The sequence below is a fragment of the Pseudomonas syringae pv. cilantro genome, from assembly GCF_001293775.1.
Taxonomy (GTDB): domain Bacteria; phylum Pseudomonadota; class Gammaproteobacteria; order Pseudomonadales; family Pseudomonadaceae; genus Aquipseudomonas; species Aquipseudomonas syringae_P.
Window position 1 is genome coordinate 71,388 of sequence record NZ_LGLN01000099.1, and the last position, 16,771, is coordinate 88,158.

The 16,771-nt window shown below is 58.2% G+C and carries 15 protein-coding genes; 5 read left to right on the forward strand and 10 right to left on the reverse strand.

All coding sequences use genetic code 11. From position 1 onward, the window contains the following. Window positions 1–60: 60 nt before the first annotated feature. From ABJ99_RS25825 to ABJ99_RS25835, 3 genes are read right to left on the reverse strand one after another with little or no spacing between them, the layout of a single operon-like run. A complete protein-coding gene (locus tag ABJ99_RS25825; RefSeq protein WP_054088202.1) occupies window positions 61–1,185 on the reverse strand; it encodes a glycoside hydrolase family 1 protein in 1,125 nt (374 codons plus the stop codon). Window positions 1,186–1,187: 2 nt separating this feature from the next. Then, window positions 1,188–2,384, reverse strand: coding sequence for a UDP-galactopyranose mutase (gene glf, locus ABJ99_RS25830; RefSeq protein WP_054088203.1), 1,197 nt, complete (start codon window positions 2,382–2,384; stop codon window positions 1,188–1,190). Then, on the reverse strand, window positions 2,372–3,556 hold the full coding sequence (locus ABJ99_RS25835) for a glycosyltransferase family 1 protein (RefSeq protein WP_054088204.1): 1,185 nt from the start codon (window positions 3,554–3,556) through the stop codon (window positions 2,372–2,374). The genes glf and ABJ99_RS25835 overlap by 13 nt, the downstream gene beginning before the upstream one ends. Before the next feature lie 386 nt (window positions 3,557–3,942). Between ABJ99_RS25835 and galE the strand changes: the two genes are divergently transcribed. Further along, window positions 3,943–4,971 carry a UDP-glucose 4-epimerase GalE gene (gene galE, locus ABJ99_RS25840; RefSeq protein WP_054088205.1) on the forward strand — a complete coding sequence of 343 codons (1,029 nt, stop codon included), beginning with the start codon at window positions 3,943–3,945 and terminating at the stop codon, window positions 4,969–4,971. Between the two features lie 41 nt (window positions 4,972–5,012). On the opposite strand, the gene ABJ99_RS25845 is transcribed toward galE, so the two are convergent. Beyond that, the gene (locus tag ABJ99_RS25845) at window positions 5,013–5,561 is read right to left on the reverse strand and encodes a cupin domain-containing protein (protein WP_054088206.1); all 549 of its coding nucleotides are present in this window, start codon (window positions 5,559–5,561) and stop codon (window positions 5,013–5,015) included. A 125-nt stretch (window positions 5,562–5,686) separates the two neighbouring features. Then, a complete protein-coding gene (locus ABJ99_RS25850) occupies window positions 5,687–6,442 on the reverse strand; it encodes a gamma-glutamyl-gamma-aminobutyrate hydrolase family protein (protein ID WP_054088207.1) in 756 nt (251 codons plus the stop codon). A 131-nt stretch (window positions 6,443–6,573) separates the two neighbouring features. Between ABJ99_RS25850 and ABJ99_RS25855 the strand changes: the two genes are divergently transcribed. The 3 genes from ABJ99_RS25855 to ABJ99_RS25865 all read left to right on the forward strand — a co-directional run bounded on the left by ABJ99_RS25855 (window position 6,574) and on the right by ABJ99_RS25865 (window position 9,702). After that, complete coding sequence (locus ABJ99_RS25855; RefSeq protein WP_054088208.1) at window positions 6,574–7,473, forward strand: LysR family transcriptional regulator; 900 nt, start codon at window positions 6,574–6,576, stop codon at window positions 7,471–7,473. Between the two features lie 141 nt (window positions 7,474–7,614). Next, window positions 7,615–8,679 (forward strand): aromatic ring-hydroxylating oxygenase subunit alpha, encoded by a 1,065-nt coding sequence (locus ABJ99_RS25860; RefSeq protein WP_054088209.1) that lies wholly within the window; start codon window positions 7,615–7,617, stop codon window positions 8,677–8,679. A 72-nt stretch (window positions 8,680–8,751) separates the two neighbouring features. Beyond that, on the forward strand, window positions 8,752–9,702 hold the full coding sequence (locus ABJ99_RS25865; RefSeq protein WP_054088210.1) for a PDR/VanB family oxidoreductase: 951 nt from the start codon (window positions 8,752–8,754) through the stop codon (window positions 9,700–9,702). Here ABJ99_RS25865 and ABJ99_RS25870 read toward each other — a convergent pair whose 3' ends face one another. The 5 genes from ABJ99_RS25870 to ABJ99_RS25890 all read right to left on the reverse strand — a co-directional run bounded on the left by ABJ99_RS25870 (window position 9,703) and on the right by ABJ99_RS25890 (window position 14,918). Then, the gene (locus ABJ99_RS25870) at window positions 9,703–10,413 is read right to left on the reverse strand and encodes a GntR family transcriptional regulator (RefSeq protein WP_054088211.1); all 711 of its coding nucleotides are present in this window, start codon (window positions 10,411–10,413) and stop codon (window positions 9,703–9,705) included. Window positions 10,414–10,488: 75 nt separating this feature from the next. Further along, a complete protein-coding gene (locus ABJ99_RS25875; RefSeq protein ID WP_054088212.1) occupies window positions 10,489–12,459 on the reverse strand; it encodes a putative bifunctional diguanylate cyclase/phosphodiesterase in 1,971 nt (656 codons plus the stop codon). A 211-nt stretch (window positions 12,460–12,670) separates the two neighbouring features. Beyond that, the gene (locus ABJ99_RS25880; RefSeq protein ID WP_054088213.1) at window positions 12,671–13,363 is read right to left on the reverse strand and encodes a hypothetical protein; all 693 of its coding nucleotides are present in this window, start codon (window positions 13,361–13,363) and stop codon (window positions 12,671–12,673) included. Window positions 13,364–13,501: 138 nt separating this feature from the next. After that, window positions 13,502–14,401, reverse strand: coding sequence for a LysR family transcriptional regulator (locus ABJ99_RS25885; RefSeq protein WP_054088214.1), 900 nt, complete (start codon window positions 14,399–14,401; stop codon window positions 13,502–13,504). A 118-nt stretch (window positions 14,402–14,519) separates the two neighbouring features. After that, window positions 14,520–14,918: a DUF3757 domain-containing protein gene (locus ABJ99_RS25890; RefSeq protein WP_054088215.1), complete on the reverse strand. Its 399-nt coding sequence runs from the start codon at window positions 14,916–14,918 to the stop codon at window positions 14,520–14,522. A gap of 446 nt (window positions 14,919–15,364) precedes the next feature. On the opposite strand from ABJ99_RS25890, the gene ABJ99_RS25895 reads away from it, so the two are divergent. Then, the gene (locus ABJ99_RS25895) at window positions 15,365–16,759 is read left to right on the forward strand and encodes an MFS transporter (protein ID WP_054088216.1); all 1,395 of its coding nucleotides are present in this window, start codon (window positions 15,365–15,367) and stop codon (window positions 16,757–16,759) included. Window positions 16,760–16,771 lie beyond the last annotated feature (12 nt).

The window sequence follows — 16,771 nt, forward strand, 5'->3', positions numbered from 1 at the left end:
GCAGGAAATACAGGTCAGGACAACCCGTTTGCATAGAATTTAGCTATCCATTTGGAAGGGTCAGTCTGGAAGGATAAGCGCACCAAACAGTTCCGCACTGCTGTTCAAATCATCCTGCAACAACTGAAACACAGCACGCTGCCCCTGGCTGTCCGCATAGCCCAGCAAGCCGGCCGGGCAATGGCGGTTATCGTCCCAGCCGGGGTAGTCCAGTATCGGATACCAGCACATGCCCTCTATCGGCACGCCATTGATCATGGCTTTTCTGACTTCTTCACTGACGTACCTCAACCAGGGTGAACGTCGATCGCCCTCGGCGCCTGTCTCGGAAATCAACAACGGTTTGCCGTAGCGCGTCGACAGTTCCTTGAGCATGCCCCGAAAAGGTCGGTACTCAGAGTCATCAGGCGTCAAGCGTTCGCCATTGAGCACCCATTGGTTATGTGGATAGAAGTTGACCCCGAGCACATCGAGGTAATCCGGTTGCCCTCCCAACCCGGGCCAGAGTCGTCCGGACAAGAGATCCCAGGCTTCGAACTGTGCCCGCCGATAACTTTCCGCAGCCTCTATGTCACTGCCACGGCGACTGGCCGCTACCACATGAATCAGCGGCTCGGCCTGGATGAAGCGCGCATTGGGCTCGACCTCGCGGATGGCTTCAATTGCGGCGATACTGGCCCGCACCAGTTGCTGTTTGAGCTCCATCGCGCGATTCGTCGCGCACGGGTTGAAGTACGCAACCTCACCACCGGCCCAGCTCCAGAACGAGATTTCGTTGATCGGCGAATAAAACGGCGCTGTCTCTCCTTCGTCCTTGATCAGCTGAGCGACCGCTGCAGCAAAGTGCGCGAAGCGCTCCACGAACTGCGGCCTCCAGATGTCGATGTCATCAGGAAGGCCGTAATGGCACAGGTCCCAGATCACTTGTGTGCCTTGACGCCGCGCAGCGCGCAACATGGGTAAAAAACTGCGCCAGTCGTAGTGGTAAGGCGACGTTTCTATCAGATGCCAGCGCAGCCCGTCACGGACGGTGCGTACTCCGCAAGCCGTCATGGCCGCATAGTCCTCGCCGGCCCAGCGGTCATGCGCGGTGGACTGCAGCAGATCCAGTCGTAAGCCGTCACGACGGCGATGACTGGCGCATTCGAAGCCGCCCATTACAAAACTGTTGAACACGCGAGGCATGCTCAACCCCGCACAGTCTGTTCGGCAGACTCGCCCGGCGCTGGCTCGGACAAGGTAACTGTCTGAGCATCCACCAAACGTTGATAGAGTGCCAAAGCCTGCCCCACCACCTGATCCATGTTGTAGTACTTGTACGTGCCAAGCCGCCCGAGAAACGTCACCTCATCAGACTCGTCGGCCAGCGCCTTGTAGCGCTTGTACAACTCGGTGTTTTCCTGCCGGGGGATGGGATAATACGGGTCGCCCTCGGCACTCGGAAACTCATAGGTCAGGCTGGTCCGGGCATGTTGCTGCCCGGTCAGGTGCTTATATTCCGTAATGCGCGTATACAGCGTCGCTTCGTCCGGATAATTGACCACCGCAACCGATTGAAACTGCTCCTGATCAACCGTTTTGTGCTCGAAACGCAATGACCGATAGGGCAGCTTTCCGTAACGGTGCTCGAAGTACTCGTCGATAGGCCCGCAATACACCAGATGCCGGTAGTTCACTGCATCGCGAACCTGAGCAAAGTCGACGCCCGTCAGCACATCGATAAGTTCGTGATCCAGCATCCGTTCGAACATGCGGGTGTAACCGTGCAGCGGCATTTTCTGAAAAGTATCGGTGAAATATCGGCTATCGGTGGTGGTCCGGGTCGGCACTCTCGACGTGACTGACTTATCCAGCTGAGAGGGATCAAGCCCCCATTGCTTGCGGGTATAGCCACGGAAAAACTTTTCATACAACTCGCGGCCAACCTGGTTGATCACGACATCTTCCGACGTGCGTATCGTTTCCACCGGCTCGGCACGGCTGGCAAGAAAGGCTTCGGCTTCCTGCTCGTTCATCTGCAAGCCGTACAGGCTGTTGAGCGTATCGAGGTTGATCGGGATGGGCACCAATTGACCGTCCACCCTGGCCAACACCCGGTGCTCGTAATTGCGCCATTCCGTAAACCGCGATAGGTACTCGACAATGCGCTCGGCATTGGTATGGAAGATGTGCGGTCCATACTGATGAACCATCACGCCAGCACTGTCCAATTGATCGTAGGCATTGCCGCCGATATGCGGGCGTCGATCAATCAGCAGCACGCGTTTGCCCAGACCTGCCGCCAGCCGTTCGGCCAGCACGCTGCCGGCAAAACCTGCGCCGACGATCAAAAAGTCATAGCGCGCGTCTTTCTGAGACGCTGATTCAAGCGTTATCCGAGGCATTGGATCTGCTCCTGCACAGCCACCAGGCTGATTTGCGCTTTCATCGCGGCGCAGGTGCCGTCCCACGACATACCAGCCAGCGCCGCGTCGACCTCACGCAGGAACCGAGCAGTGCCTTTTTGCCCCAGCGCATCGTTGATGGCCACTGCAAACCCTCGCGCATCATCGGCGATACGGACTGCACCGCAAGCGCCATAGCTCCTGACCACGTCAGTAATCGGTGTCGAGACCACCGGGCAACCGCCCGCCAGGTATTCCGGGGTTTTGGTAGGGCTGATGAAGCGGGTCGATTCATTCAGGGCAAATGGCATCAATGCCACGTCCCAGCCAGACAGATAAGCGGGTAATTGTTCATAGCGCCTACCGCCCAGATAGTGAATATTGGCCAGTTGCGGCAAGCTTTGCGTGTCAATCTTGACCACCGGACCGACCAGCACGATATGCCATAGCGGCTGTGACTCAGCCAGTTCGCGAATCAGCTCGATGTCGAAGCGCTCGTCGATAACACCGAAGAAACCAAGACGTGGATGGGGAATGTGCTGCTGGTCGAGCGGTTCGCTCAGACCCTGACGTGCCGTAGCGAAGTGCCCGATGTCGACGCTGCTGGGCATGGCGTGCGCGTTCACGTGTTGCAACCGCTTGACCTCCCAGAGACTGATACCACCGGTAAACACCACATCCGCACGCTTCATCAGCTCACGCTCCCGCCCCACCAGTTCCGGCGGCGCACCTTTGAAGGCCGACAGCTCGTCCATGCAGTCGTAAATCGTCACCTGCGCAGCGAGATGATCAGTGAACGCCAGGCTCATCGGCGTGAAGAACCAGAGCATCAACTCACTGAACCGACGTTCTCCGAGCATCTCGTCGATCAGCCTGCGCTGGGCCGCATTGAAAGCCTCAGGCGGGAGGTTCCGGGGTAAATGAGGGACCCGCACGCTGACGCCGGAGGCTTGCTGCGACTGCTCCAGCCAGATGTCAGGTGAATCCGACAACACCGGCTCCTCGAAAAACAGTACGTCGTAGTCTTTTGCCAGCCGCGACATAATGTGCTGGGGCCGCTGGTAGACAAATCCCCACCGGAGATGAGAAAGACACAAAAGCAATGGGCGGATCGCAGTCTCGGCTCTCGTTGCAGTCGATGCATCAGAATTTATCGTTTGTAGACCGTTCATGGAGTTTCCCTTCTATAAAAAGTCCTGGATGAAACTGAAGGGCGCCATCGATGGCTGAGCTTCGACTGCATTCATGAGTAAAGAGCGGCAGCGTCCGTCATGTACGAAATAGACGAATTTCAAAGCTCGCAGAACTATCGAGGGTCTTTCAAGGCGTGCCGTTCAAGGGTTCCGATGAAGGGTCTGTGCCGTTGAGAACAATCGTTGAACTCGCCCGATCGAAAATGCCCCTATTCTCAAGCGAATGCTTTTTGGTCCCTGCAACAGGTCATCTGGTTCTGATTTTCGCAAGCAATGCACCCATGTCGCCTGTTTTCCAGAAAACGCGACAGGGAGCCATTAGCCCGTCTCCTTCCGAGATGGCGAAAATCAAAGGAACGACAATCATGATTCTGGTGACCGGCGGTGCGGGCTACATTGGCGCTCATATTGTGCTGGAGCTGCTCGAAGACGGCAGCGACGTGCTGGTGCTCGACAACCTTTGCAACAGCTCACGAGAGACGCTTGAGCGGGTGGAGAAAATCAGCGGGCGGCATTTCGATTTCATCCACGGTGATATTCGCAGCAAGGCCACATTGCACAGGCTGTTCGCCCACTACCCGATCAATGCGGTGGTGCACTGTGCCGGGCTCAAGGCGGTCGGTGAAAGCGTCCGGGAGCCGCTGCGCTATTTCGACACCAACGTGAGCGGCAGCGTCACCCTGTGCCAGACGATGGCCGAAGCAGGTGTGTTCGACTTGCTGTTCAGCTCCTCCGCAACCGTTTACGGCGAGTTTGAACGGATGCCGCTCGACGAAGACAGCCCTCTGGGTCTGCCGACCAACCCCTACGGGCACTCCAAACAGATGGCCGAGCATGTCATGAAGAGCCTGGCCCGCTCAGACCCGCGCTGGGCGATTGGCCTGCTGCGCTACTTCAATCCGATTGGCGCCCATCCGACCGGGCTGCTGGGCGAGTCACCGCGTAATACGCCGAACAACCTGCTGCCGTTTCTGCTGCAAGTAGCCAACCGGCAGCGCCCTGCCCTGCATGTTTTCGGCAATGACTATCCGACTGGCGACGGCACGGGCGTGCGCGATTACCTCCATGTGCTGGATCTGGCAGCAGGTCACCTGAAGGCCCTGAACAGGATCCGCGACCAACGCGGCGTGTCCATCTGGAACCTGGGCACGGGCCAGGGCTACTCGGTGCTGGAAGTGGTGCGGGCCTTCGAACGTATCACCGGAAAAAGCGTGCCGCTGGTCTTCGAGCCCCGGCGGCCGGGCGACATCGCAGCCTGCTGGGCCAATCCGGAAAAAGCCTCGCGAGAGCTGGATTGGCGAGCCTGTCATGACCTGGACTCAATGCTCACCGATGCCTGGCGCTGGCAGTGCATGAACCCTCAAGGCTGTGCGCAAAAGGCTTTGGCGGGCTAAGGAGGGATGAAACAGGCAATGTTGCACACCGATCACGCGGCCTAAAAGTTCGCAGGCGTATTGGAACTGACAATTTCGGCCTCATCCTGGCCGATATTGCGGAAGCGATGCGGCAGCGTGGTCGGAAAATAGTAACCGTCACCGGGGCCAAGGATGTTGACCTGACCATTGATGGTCAATTCCACAGTGCCGCGGATCACCAACCCGCACTCCTCGCCTTCACTGTGGACAATCGGTTCTTCACCCGAATCGGCACCCGGCGCGTACTGCTCGCGCAGAAAGCGCATCTGACGACTGGGCAGCGTCGCACCGACCAACAGCAGGCGCACACCATTGCGGCCCAGATCAGGTTGATCGCCTGCGCGGAAAACGTATTGATCCAGGCGGGGCGGCTGGTCGAAGGTGAAAAAATCCGCCAGTGTCATGGGGATGCCCTCAAGCAGTTTCTTGAGGGAACTGATCGAAGGGCTCACACGATTCTGTTCGATCAGGGAGATCGTGGCATTGGTCACACCACTGCGTCTGGCGAGTTCGCGTTGCGACAGCTTATAGCTTTCACGCACCAGCTTCAGTCGTGCTCCCGTATCCATAGTGGCCTTATGCGAAAAGTATCCGATGAAATGAGCAGGCTCCCGGCAAGGGTTTGACCCTTGGCCGGGAGCCTTGATGCGGATATTAAATCACGTTTGCCAGCAACGCTCAGCAGATGATCGCTTCACAAGCTCCGAGGGCGCCGGGCATAGGCCAGGCAGGCCTCACGAAACGCGGTGAACAAGCTCAGCGATACCGGGTTGTCGAGGAATTCCCATTCCGGATGCCACTGCACGCCCAGTACGAAACCGGGCGCACCCGGCAGCGAAACCGCTTCCACCAGACCGTCCGGTGCCAATGCTTCGGCACGCAGATCGGAAGCCAGCCGGTCGATGCCCTGGCTGTGCAGGCTGTTGACCTCGAAGCCCGGCGCAAGACCCAGCGCCTCCAGCACACCACCCGCCTGCACTGAAACGGCGTGTTGCGGGGCATATTGCACGGCCAGCGACTCGCTTTGCGGCTCGCGATGGTCCATATAGCCCGGCAATTCCTGCACCCGCTGATGAAGGCTGCCACCCAAAGCCACGTTCAGCTCCTGAAAACCACGGCATATGCAAAATACCGGGACGCCCTGCGCAATCGCAGCCCTGAGCAACGACAGCGTGGTGCGATCCCGAAACACGTCATGCGCCGTGCCCTCCGCGCTCGGTGTACCGCCGTAATGGCGTGGCTCGACGTTGGACGGCGAGCCCGTAAACAGCAGCCCGTCGAGCGACGCCAACAGCTGCTCGGGTTCACTTGGCACCGTGAGTGCCGGAAGAATCACCGGCACACCTGCGAACGCAGCGGCTTCGACGTACTTGTCGCCTGCGGTGTGGGAGGAATACTTGCCTAGCTGCTGGCGGCAGGCGGTGACACCGATCAAAGGGAGACGCGACATGCTTGGGTCCTGTCTGGAAAAAATCTGGTCAATGGTGTGCAGACACGCTGCTAACCGATGCGATTGAAACCAGTTTAGGATAGTCGTCAGCGCAATCTACATAGGCAATCTGGCAAAGGAACTGTGCATCGATGCAATATGAAATCAGTCACGCCGACCTAGCACTGGTATTGGCACTGGTACGCGGTCGCACACTGGCACGCGCCGCCGAGCTGCTGCAGGTCGATGTCTCCACCGTATTTCGCTCGATACGGCGCCTCGAAGCGGCGCTGGGCACGGCGCTGTTTGAAAAGAACCGACGCGGTTACATGCCCACCGACACCGCCCAGGCGATGGCCGAGCAGGCTGAACACGCCGAACTGGCACTCGCCGCTGCGCGTGTGGCCTTGCAGCAAGGTCAGCAAGTGGTCAGCGGCACGGTGCGCCTGACCTGTACCGATGCGGTACTGCACAGCCTACTGTTACCGGCGCTGGCGCGATTCATGCCGCACTACCCTGCCATCACGCTGGAACTGGCCACCTCCAATGCTTTTGCCAACCTGAGTCGTCGCGATGCCGACATCGCCTTGCGCCTGACCAATACACCGCCCGAACACCTGATCGGCCGCTGTCTGGGCAGCGCCGACTACGTTATCTGTGGTCGTCCTGAATTTCGCCAGGCGCTGGAGCACAATCCCGCGTCCGTGCCATGGATCAGCCCTGACGACTCTATGCCGGAACACACCTCGGTGATCTGGCGCAAACAAGCGTTCCCGGCGGTCGTACCGCGCTATCGCTGCAGCAGCATGTCAGCTGTCTCGCAGCTGGTCGCCGCCGGACTGGGCGTAGCGGCCGTGACCGATTTCGCAGCTCGCGGGCTTGAGGGAGTGGTCCGTCTCAGTGAACCACTGGTTGGCTGCCGCACGGACCTCTGGCTGCTGACGCGTCCTGATTGCCGCGCTCTGCGCTCGGTGCAGACCCTGCTCGAAGCACTGGCACCGCTGCTACGCGAAGCACTCCTGCCAAACGGGATTGCCACGCGCAAAAAATGAGCCAGTGGATCCATTAACAATAGTTAATCTAATTAATCATTGGCTTTAATCCTCTGCTGTGGCATTAATAAATGCCTGAGTCATCGCAAGCCTTTCACCAGTGGATCCATAAGACTAATAACCGAGCCGTGGAGAACCCTCATGCATCCGAAAAACGCCTGGTACGTCGCCTGTACAGCGGATGAAGTCACCGACAAGCCATTGGGACGCCAGATCTGCAACGAAAAGATGGTGTTCTATCGTGACGAGAACCAGCAGATCGCCGCCGTTGAGGACTTCTGCCCGCATCGCGGCGCGCCGCTCTCTCTGGGTTATGTTGAAAACGGGCAACTGGTGTGCGGGTACCACGGCCTTGTGATGAGCAGCGACGGCAAGACGGCTTCTATGCCTGGCCAGCGCGTGCGCGGCTTTCCGTGCAACAAGACGTTCGCGGCTGTCGAGCGCTACGGCTTTATCTGGGTCTGGCCGGGCGACCGGGAAAATGCCGATCCCGCGCTCATTCATCATCTGCACTGGGCGGTTAGCGATGACTGGGCGTATGGCGGCGGGCTGTTTCATATTCAGTGCGATTATCGTCTGATGATTGACAACCTGATGGACCTCACCCACGAAACCTACGTGCATGCATCGAGTATTGGCCAGAAGGAAATCGACGAAGCGCCACCCGTTACCACCGTTGAGGGCGAGGAAGTGGTGACCGCACGGCACATGGAAAACATCATGCCGCCGCCGTTCTGGAAAATGGCGCTGCGTGGCAACAATCTGGCAGACGACGTGCCGGTCGATCGCTGGCAGATCTGCCGTTTCACCCCGCCCAGCCACGTCATGATCGAAGTAGGTGTGGCTCACGCGGGTAAAGGTGGCTATCACGCGCCGAACGACGTCAAGGCCTCGAGCATCGTCGTGGATTTCATCACCCCGGAAACCGACACCTCGATCTGGTACTTCTGGGGCATGGCGCGCAACTTCAACCCGACCGATGAAGCACTGACCACAACCATCCGCGAAGGCCAGCACAAGATTTTCAGCGAAGACCTGGAAATGCTTGAACGCCAGCAGCAGAACCTGCTCCAGCACCCGCAGCGCAATCTGCTCAAGCTCAACATCGACGCGGGCGGCGTGCAGTCGCGCAAGATTCTGCAACGTTTGATCGATGCCGAACAGCATGCCGCTGGCGAACAGATTCCGGTGATGGCGACCAAATAAAATAACAGTCACGCCGAAACGGCTATAAAACAATCAGAAGTGACCCTTGCTGCGGTCACCCGAGGAAACACCATGCTTGACGTGACCGTGTCATCGCGTAATGACGAAGCGCTGGACATCTGCAGCTATGAACTGGTGCAGAGCAACGGCCAACCACTGCCGCCCTTCACCGCCGGCGCACATATCGACGTCCACCTGCCTGACGGCCTGATCCGGCAGTATTCGTTGTGCAACCCGCCCGGCGAGCGGCATCGCTATCTGATCGGTGTCCTCAACGACCCGGCTTCACGCGGCGGGTCCAGAAGCCTGCACCAGCACATTCATCCCGGCGCGCAGTTGCGCATCAGCGAACCCCGCAACCTGTTCCCGCTTGCACAAGAGGCGAGCCGCAGCGTGCTGTTCGCCGGCGGTATCGGCATTACGCCGATCCTGTGCATGGCCGAACAACTCGCCCTGGAGCACGCTGATTTCGACCTGCACTATTGCGTTCGTTCCGCCGAGCGAGGTGCTTTCATTCAACGCTTGCGGCAATCGACGTTCGCCGAGCGGGTAACGCTGCATCTGGATGAGCAACCGCAAACTGCGCTGAACGCCCTGGAAGTGCTCGCCGCCCCACAGCCCGGCACCCACCTGTATGTCTGCGGACCGAACGGCTTCATGCAACATATTCTCGACACCGCGCGCACGGCTGGCTGGTCTGAAGACACGCTGCACCGCGAGTACTTCACTGCTGAGCCGATCGATACCAGCGCCGACGGCAGCTTTTCGATCGAAATCGCCAGCACCGGTCAGGTTATTGCCATCCCGGCCAACAAAACCGTCGCGCAAGTGCTTGAAAGCCAGGGCATCGATATCCCTTTGTCATGTGAACAAGGTGTCTGCGGGACGTGCCTGACACGGGTCTTGAAAGGCATTCCGGACCACCGCGACCTGTTTCTGACTGAGGAAGAACAGGCGCTCAACGATCAGTTCACGCCATGCTGCTCGCGCTCGAAGACCCCATTGCTGATCATCGACCTCTGATCACTCGGCGCGCTGGATGACCCTGATGCGCTCATGCAGGCCGGTGCCGAAAATCTCGGCGTAGCGCAGCGTCGCATTGGCATGCTCACGCATGATCGCTTCGGCACGTGCACCCTCGCCATTGATCAGGGCATCGACCACGGCGTGATGCTGCATGTGCGCGAAATTGAAACGGCGGTACTCGCGAATCAGATTGTTACGATCCACCGCAAGTGCAGTAACCGACGCAAACGGCAGATGATCGTTACGGGCCAGTGCATCCGCGATTGCCCGGTTGCCGCTGCCCTCGACGATGATCCGGTGCAGGCGCATGTTCATGTCGTGATACACCTCGAGGTCGTCTTCAGTGACGTGCCCCTTGTCGAACAACTCATCACCCTGCACCAGGCACCGTTTCAGCTCGGCCCTGGCCTGCGGTGTGACCCCGCGCTCGGCCATCTGCCGCGCCGCCAGACCTTCCAGCACACCACGGACGTCCACCGCCCCGGCAATTTCCTGCGCACTGAGCGAACGCACCTGAAAACCCCGGCCGCCAGACGGCACCAGCAGCCCTTCCTGCTCCAGCGTGCGAAACGCCATGCGCACCGGCATGCGCGAAACACCGAACAGTTCGGCAGTCGGCACTTCCATCAATCGTGCGCCAGCCGCCAGCTCGCCGGAGGCAATCATCTTGCGCAGCGCGACAAGGACAGTCTGTCCGGGCTTGGTCATGAACGGGGTTCCCAGAGCGTCAAAAGGCGCATATTAACCCACGAACACGCGAGTGAATGCTGCAAAACAAGGCGATCAGATACGACAGGACGCGGCATAACCGAAAGTGCGCTCATCGTCCGGGGTGTCGAGCCAGATCAGGGTTTCTTCGAAACTGATCGGCGGGCTGTAGAAGAAGCCTTGCACCATGGTGCAACCCAGCGAGGTCAGCGCGTTCAGCTCATCCTGGGTTTCAACGCCTTCGATCACGCAGCCCAGCGACATGTCCAGACTCAGCGCAACCAGCGATTTGACGATCTTGTAACTGGCCGGGTTGTTGTGCACACCGGTTACGAAGCTGCGGTCGATCTTCAGTTTGGTCAGCGCCAGCGCGTGCAATTGGCTGAGGCTGGAATAACCCGTGCCGAAGTCATCCAGCGAAATACCGCAGCCCAACTGGCGAAACTGGGTAATCGCCTGCTGCACCTGCGCGATGTCCTGCATGATGGCCGTTTCAGTGATCTCCAGGTCGAGGCGAGAGGCATCGAAGCCGCTGCTCTCGATGATCCCGACAATCAGATTGACGCTTTCGCAAGTCGCGCAGTCATGCGCCGAGAGATTGAACGACAACCTGATCGGCGCCGGCCAGAACAGCGCTTTTTGCAACGCGTGAGTCAGCAACGGCCCGGTCAGCTTGTTGATCATGCCGATGCGCTCGGCAATCGGGATGAAATGCGCAGGCGATACCGAGCCCAGCTCCGGGCTGTTCCAGCGTGCCAGCGCTTCGAACGCAACGGTTTCACGGGTGCAACTCTCGATGATCGGCTGAAACAGCACGTGAAACTCGGTGTCGAGATTGGCCCGGCGCAACGCCTGTTCGGTAATGCCGTCGGCATGCAGTTGTTCGCGGTGGGCAGCGGAAAACAGGCAGGTCGCTCCAGGATTATGGTTCTTGCCCTGATACAGCGCGTAGTCGGCATATTCGAACAATTGCGTCGCGTTATCGGCAGTCCCGGGAAAGGTCGCGATGCCAAGCGTCGCGCCAATCTGAATCGGCATGTCCGACAGTTCGAAACTGTCGTGCATCAACTTGCAGAGATGCTTGCCGAATGTCAGCAGTGCGTCCTTGCCGACATCCCCTTTTATGACCAGCGCAAACTCGTCACCGCCCAGGCGCGACACATGCACCGTATCGCTCGCCATCGTCATCAGGCGCTCGGCCACCAGTATCAGCAGCCGGTCGCCGGTGCGGTGCCCATACAAGTCATTGACCGGTTTGAACCCGTCCAGATCCAGAACACCCACGGCCAGCCCTGTCTGCTTTTGCATGGCTTCCTGCATCGCCGTGTCCAGCGTATGAAAAAACTGCCTGCGGTTAGGCAGGCCGGTCAGGCTGTCCTGATTAGCCAAAAGCAGATTTTCATTACTGAGCTGTTCGGTCTTGACCTGTACATCCACCAGGCTGGTGAAATCGCGGTACTGATATTGAAGAATGATCAACATGCCGATCGACACCAGCACGATGTTCACGGCTGTGGCGATAAACGTCAGGTTGTGCGTGGAGGCAAAAAAGATCACGAACGCAGTATTGACGACTAACGCAGTCGTCAGCGCTGCGGGTCTCAGGTGCATCATGCAGAAGATGCACACGATGACGGTGATGCCCATGAAAAATGCGATATGTCCCTGAGCATAGGCATCGCCATAGGGGTAAAGCGACAGCGACCAGGCCGCGAATCCGGCCGCGATCACACCTGCCAGGCTATTGGTGCCGCGTAGCGTCTCGAGGATGATCTGCGGCGACGGCGGTGGTTTATTGACCGTGCGCAACCATTTGCGCGCCCGGATACCGCAGATAATCGTCAGCAGCGTGGGTACCAGCAGGGTCAGCCATGTCGGGGCAGTCATCCAATGAGTAAAAGCCAACGCCCAGGTATTGACCAGCAGCACGAAGTACATCAACGGCAGTTGACGGGACAGCGCTACATATTGGGCCTGCAACAGCCTGGGGTTATCGTGGGGCACGGACATCAAGGTGCGCAAGGCACCCAATACTTTTCTCGGCATCGCAAGGCTTCTCATTACCACATTCAAGGCGCGCAAGTGGCATGCTGCTTGTCATACTGTCGGCGGGTGTGGCTTATTCTTAACAGTGAAAAATAGCCGTGTATCGGTTTGACTGGATAAACAGCAAATCTGGACGCGCCTCTTTGCGCAAGCTTGAGTGGGAATGCCATTCGTGACGCGTTATGGCAGAAACTCCATTCGATGTACCGAACTAGTTCGCCGCCACCTGATCACGATCAGCCTGCACCACCAGCGCCTTGAGCGATGCATCGAACTGCTTCAAGGCATTCACCTGCAATTCGCGCTGCTGGTCAATCTGCGCGGCAATTTCCGGAGCAGCCTTGCCTTGCACCCAGACCGACGTCAGTTCCCGCACCACTTCACCTTCTGCCTTGCCGATGTATTGCAGGTTGTTGTCGTAGAAACGGGCCATGAAGCGCGCTTCGACCTGACTGTTGCGTTTGCTCACCAGTCGGTTGTAAGTGTCGAGCATTACGATCACGTCCGGGCGCGCTTGCATCAACGTGTCGAGAGTGTCGTAGACGGTCACCGTGGCAAATTCTTTTTGCAGTGAGCCGATCAGCCAGTCAGTCGCCAGTTTCGGATCAGAACTGTTGATGAATGCGTTACGAATGCGCGAATCAAGTGCGCCGTTCTGACCACTCCGCAGCGCAACCGAGTGGTAATTGTTCAGATACTGCAGATTGCTGAGCGTGTTTTCGCTGTACAACACGCCCACCGATTGCCTGTACTGAAGCGCGGCGGCGCTGTCGGCTACTGGCGTGAAATGGCAGGACTGTCCGGCGGAGACAAACGCGGGAGAAACGGCAGCATTGGCCGGCGCGCTGACCGCAAAGCCTGTGCTTAATACGGCAGCAAGCGTCAACAGATTGAGCATTCTCATCGCTTCGTCTCCCTTTGGAGCAAGTGGCTATGACGCCATCCTCCTCCTTTGCCGGAAAAACAGAACTTGCCTTGCTTGATGATGACTATCGACTGAACCAATGATAGTTGATGCCAGCAGCGCGCATGGCCTTTCGCTTCACCTTTCATCCGCCCTGACCGCTGCGCGAATCGCTTCAAGCAGCATCCTGCAGGCCGGATTGTCATTGTCGGAGCGCCAGACCAGGTGCAGCTCGCTCTGTACGCCCTCGCCCAGATCGATATCGCGGAACACCACATCCTTGAACACCACATTGGTAGCGCAGCGCGGAACCAGTGCCAGCCCCATCCCGGCGTTGACCAGGGCCAGAATAGTCAGTGACGATCCAAGCCATTGGACATACTCCGGCGCAACTCGTGCGGAACGAAACATACCGGTCAGCAGTTCGTTGAACGGTGGATAGGCTGAATGCGAATACATCAGAAACGGCGCGCCATCGAGGTCCTCAACCCTGACCGACTGCACACGGGCCAGCGGATGACTGCCCGGCACCGCCAGCACAAAAGGCTCACGCACCAGGCACTCGTTCTCGTAACCCGGTTGAAAAAGCGGCGCACGCACGACACCCAGATCAATACGTCGCGCCCTGAGCGCTTCGTGCTGTTGATAGGTATTCATTTCGCTCAGGGAGATCTTCACCTGCGGCTGCTTGAGCCGCGCTTCGGCAATCACTCTGGGCAGAAATTCGTACACCGCGCTGCCGACAAAACTGATGGTCACCGAACCGATGTCGCCTTCCGCAAAGCGCCGGGCGGAAAGTGCTGCCTGCTGCGCGCGCTCTAGTAAGGTCTGCGCCTCGATGAAAAAGGCCCGACCTGCGGCGGTCAACGCCACGCTGCGGGTGCTGCGTGTGAACAGCTCGACGCCGAGATTGTGTTCCAGCAACTGGATCTGCCGGCTCAGCGGTGGCTGGGTCATGTTGAGCCGTTCGGCGGCGCGCCGGAAATTCAGCTCGGTGGCCACCGTGGTAAAGCAGCGCAGTTGAGAAAGCTCGAACATTGATCCACTCCGGGTATCAATCAAGGGGCCCGCCCAGAGTACCGCAACTGCCCGACCAACCCAGCGCGGTTTGACAAAAAACAAACAGCCAGCATTCAACGCCCGTCAGCAGCATTGGTTATTCAAAGGCGCAGAGTTTCGGATCATCGGCCTTACATTCGTTTTTCCATCCGGCACCTGAAGTATTAGGTACAGCCTGAGTTTTAAATATCAACCTGACACCATCTTTCTTCAGGCCCTCGTAGTCACACGCTACAAAATACTCACCCTTGGCATTGGATCGAACAGCGGCCACCGTAAATTTTAGTTTTTCAAGGTCCACTTCATCCGTCATCGGATTTTCACCACCCCACGCCTGCCCGCCAGGTCCGGCAGCCTTGTAAAGATAGCCATTGCCTTCGGGCGATTGCGTTATTTCAGTAACGGCCGGACACCCGTTAATCGCTGCGTAGGCATTGCCCATCAACGCCGCCATGATAACCAGGCTTGCTGAGATACTCTTGAGTTTAACGTTCATGCGTATAGCTCCATTTTAATGAAATGTGCTGAACAATTAGTTATCGGCAACGCTTTACATGGCCGACAGTAATGACGGAATGTCATCAATTGTAAGGCTAGCTCAAATAAAGACGTGCCTAACACCGCCCACATCACTGACGCGCAATATCGGACAAGTGGAATCACTCAAAAATACAAACTTTTGACAAAAAAACACGCACTTCACGCACAACTGTCACGCTCACGTTACGATCAACATTTTAACACCCCCGACCAAGTCTTAACGCTTAACTTAAAAACATGCAGCACTTATACAGAGGGTGCCTTCAGGCAATAACGAAGGTGTTGATCGCTGAAAAAGCGCACCGCGATTAAGACAACAAAGGTATCAATCAAGTCACTAACTGGATTGGACGGGAATAATACACGCACTCATGATCGACTCATCCCCAAAAAAACAACGAAATGAATGGGAGTCACCTCTTGAATACCGCCCCTCACGCTACGGATAGCGCAGTGCTTGCCCGCGCCGCGTCCAAGGTGAAACGCCACGTACTGCCGCTGTTTGTGGTGATGTTCATCGTCAACTATATCGACCGGGTCAATATCGGCTTTGTGCGCAGCCATCTGGAAACCGATCTGGGTATTGGCGCTGCGGCCTATGGGCTGGGCGCGGGTCTGTTTTTCGTCGGCTATGCGTTGTTTGAAGTGCCGTCCAACCTGCTGTTGCAACGTTACGGTGCCCGCGCCTGGCTGACCCGCATCATGTTCACTTGGGGCGCGGCCGCCATGGCGATGGCCTTCGTGCAGGGCGAAACCAGCTTCTACGTGCTGCGCTTTATCCTCGGTGCAGCGGAGGCCGGCTTCTTTCCGGGGATTATTTACTACTTCACCCAGTGGTTGCCTTCGAGTGATCGCGGCAAGGCCATGGCGCTTTTTCTCAGCGGTTCGGCGATTGCTTCGGTGATTTCCGGCCCGGTGTCGGGCGCGCTGCTTGGCGTCGAAGGGCTGAACCTGCACGGCTGGCAGTGGATGTTCCTGATCGAGGGCTTCGCTTCGATCGTGCTGTGCGGCTTTGTCTGGTTCTGGCTGCAGTCACACCCGCACGAAGCGACCTGGCTCAGCAATGAAGAAAAAACCGCACTGACCAGCGCCATCGCCGAAGAACAAGGGCTGCGCGAAGCCTCCCGAACCGTTCGGCCGACCCTGCTCAGGCTGCTCGCGGACCGACAGATCATGCTGTTCTGCTTCATCTATTTTTCGATCGCCCTGACCATCTACGGCGCAACCTTCTGGCTGCCGAGCATGATCCGCAAGATGGGCAGTTTCAGCGACTTCGAGGTCGGGCTGTTCAACTCGGTGCCGTGGATCATCTCGATCGTCGCCATGTACGGTTTTGCTGCCCTCGCCGCCCGCTTCAAGCATCAGCAAGCCTGGGTTGCCGTCACGCTGGTGATCGCCTCGGTCGGCATGTTCATGTCGACCATTGGCGGCCCGGTCTTTGCGTTCGTCGCCATCTGTTTCGCCGCGATTGGCTTCAAGGCCGCTTCGGCACTGTTCTGGCCGATTCCGCAGGGCTATCTGGACGCACGCATCGCGGCTGCGGTCATCGCGCTGATCAACTCCATCGGCAACCTCGGCGGCTTTGTCGCACCCACTACCTTCGGCTTTCTGGAGCAGACCACCGGCTCGATTCAGGGCGGTCTGTACGGGCTGGCCGCCACCTCGCTGCTGGCGGCTATCGTGATTTTCTTCGCTCGCACGACGCCGCAGAGTGACACGCGCCGTCCGCCAAACGCCGAATCAGCCGGACTGCACAAGGCTGCTCCGCTCGCCGCCCCTTCCAGCCTCAAACCCTGAACCCTGAATCTT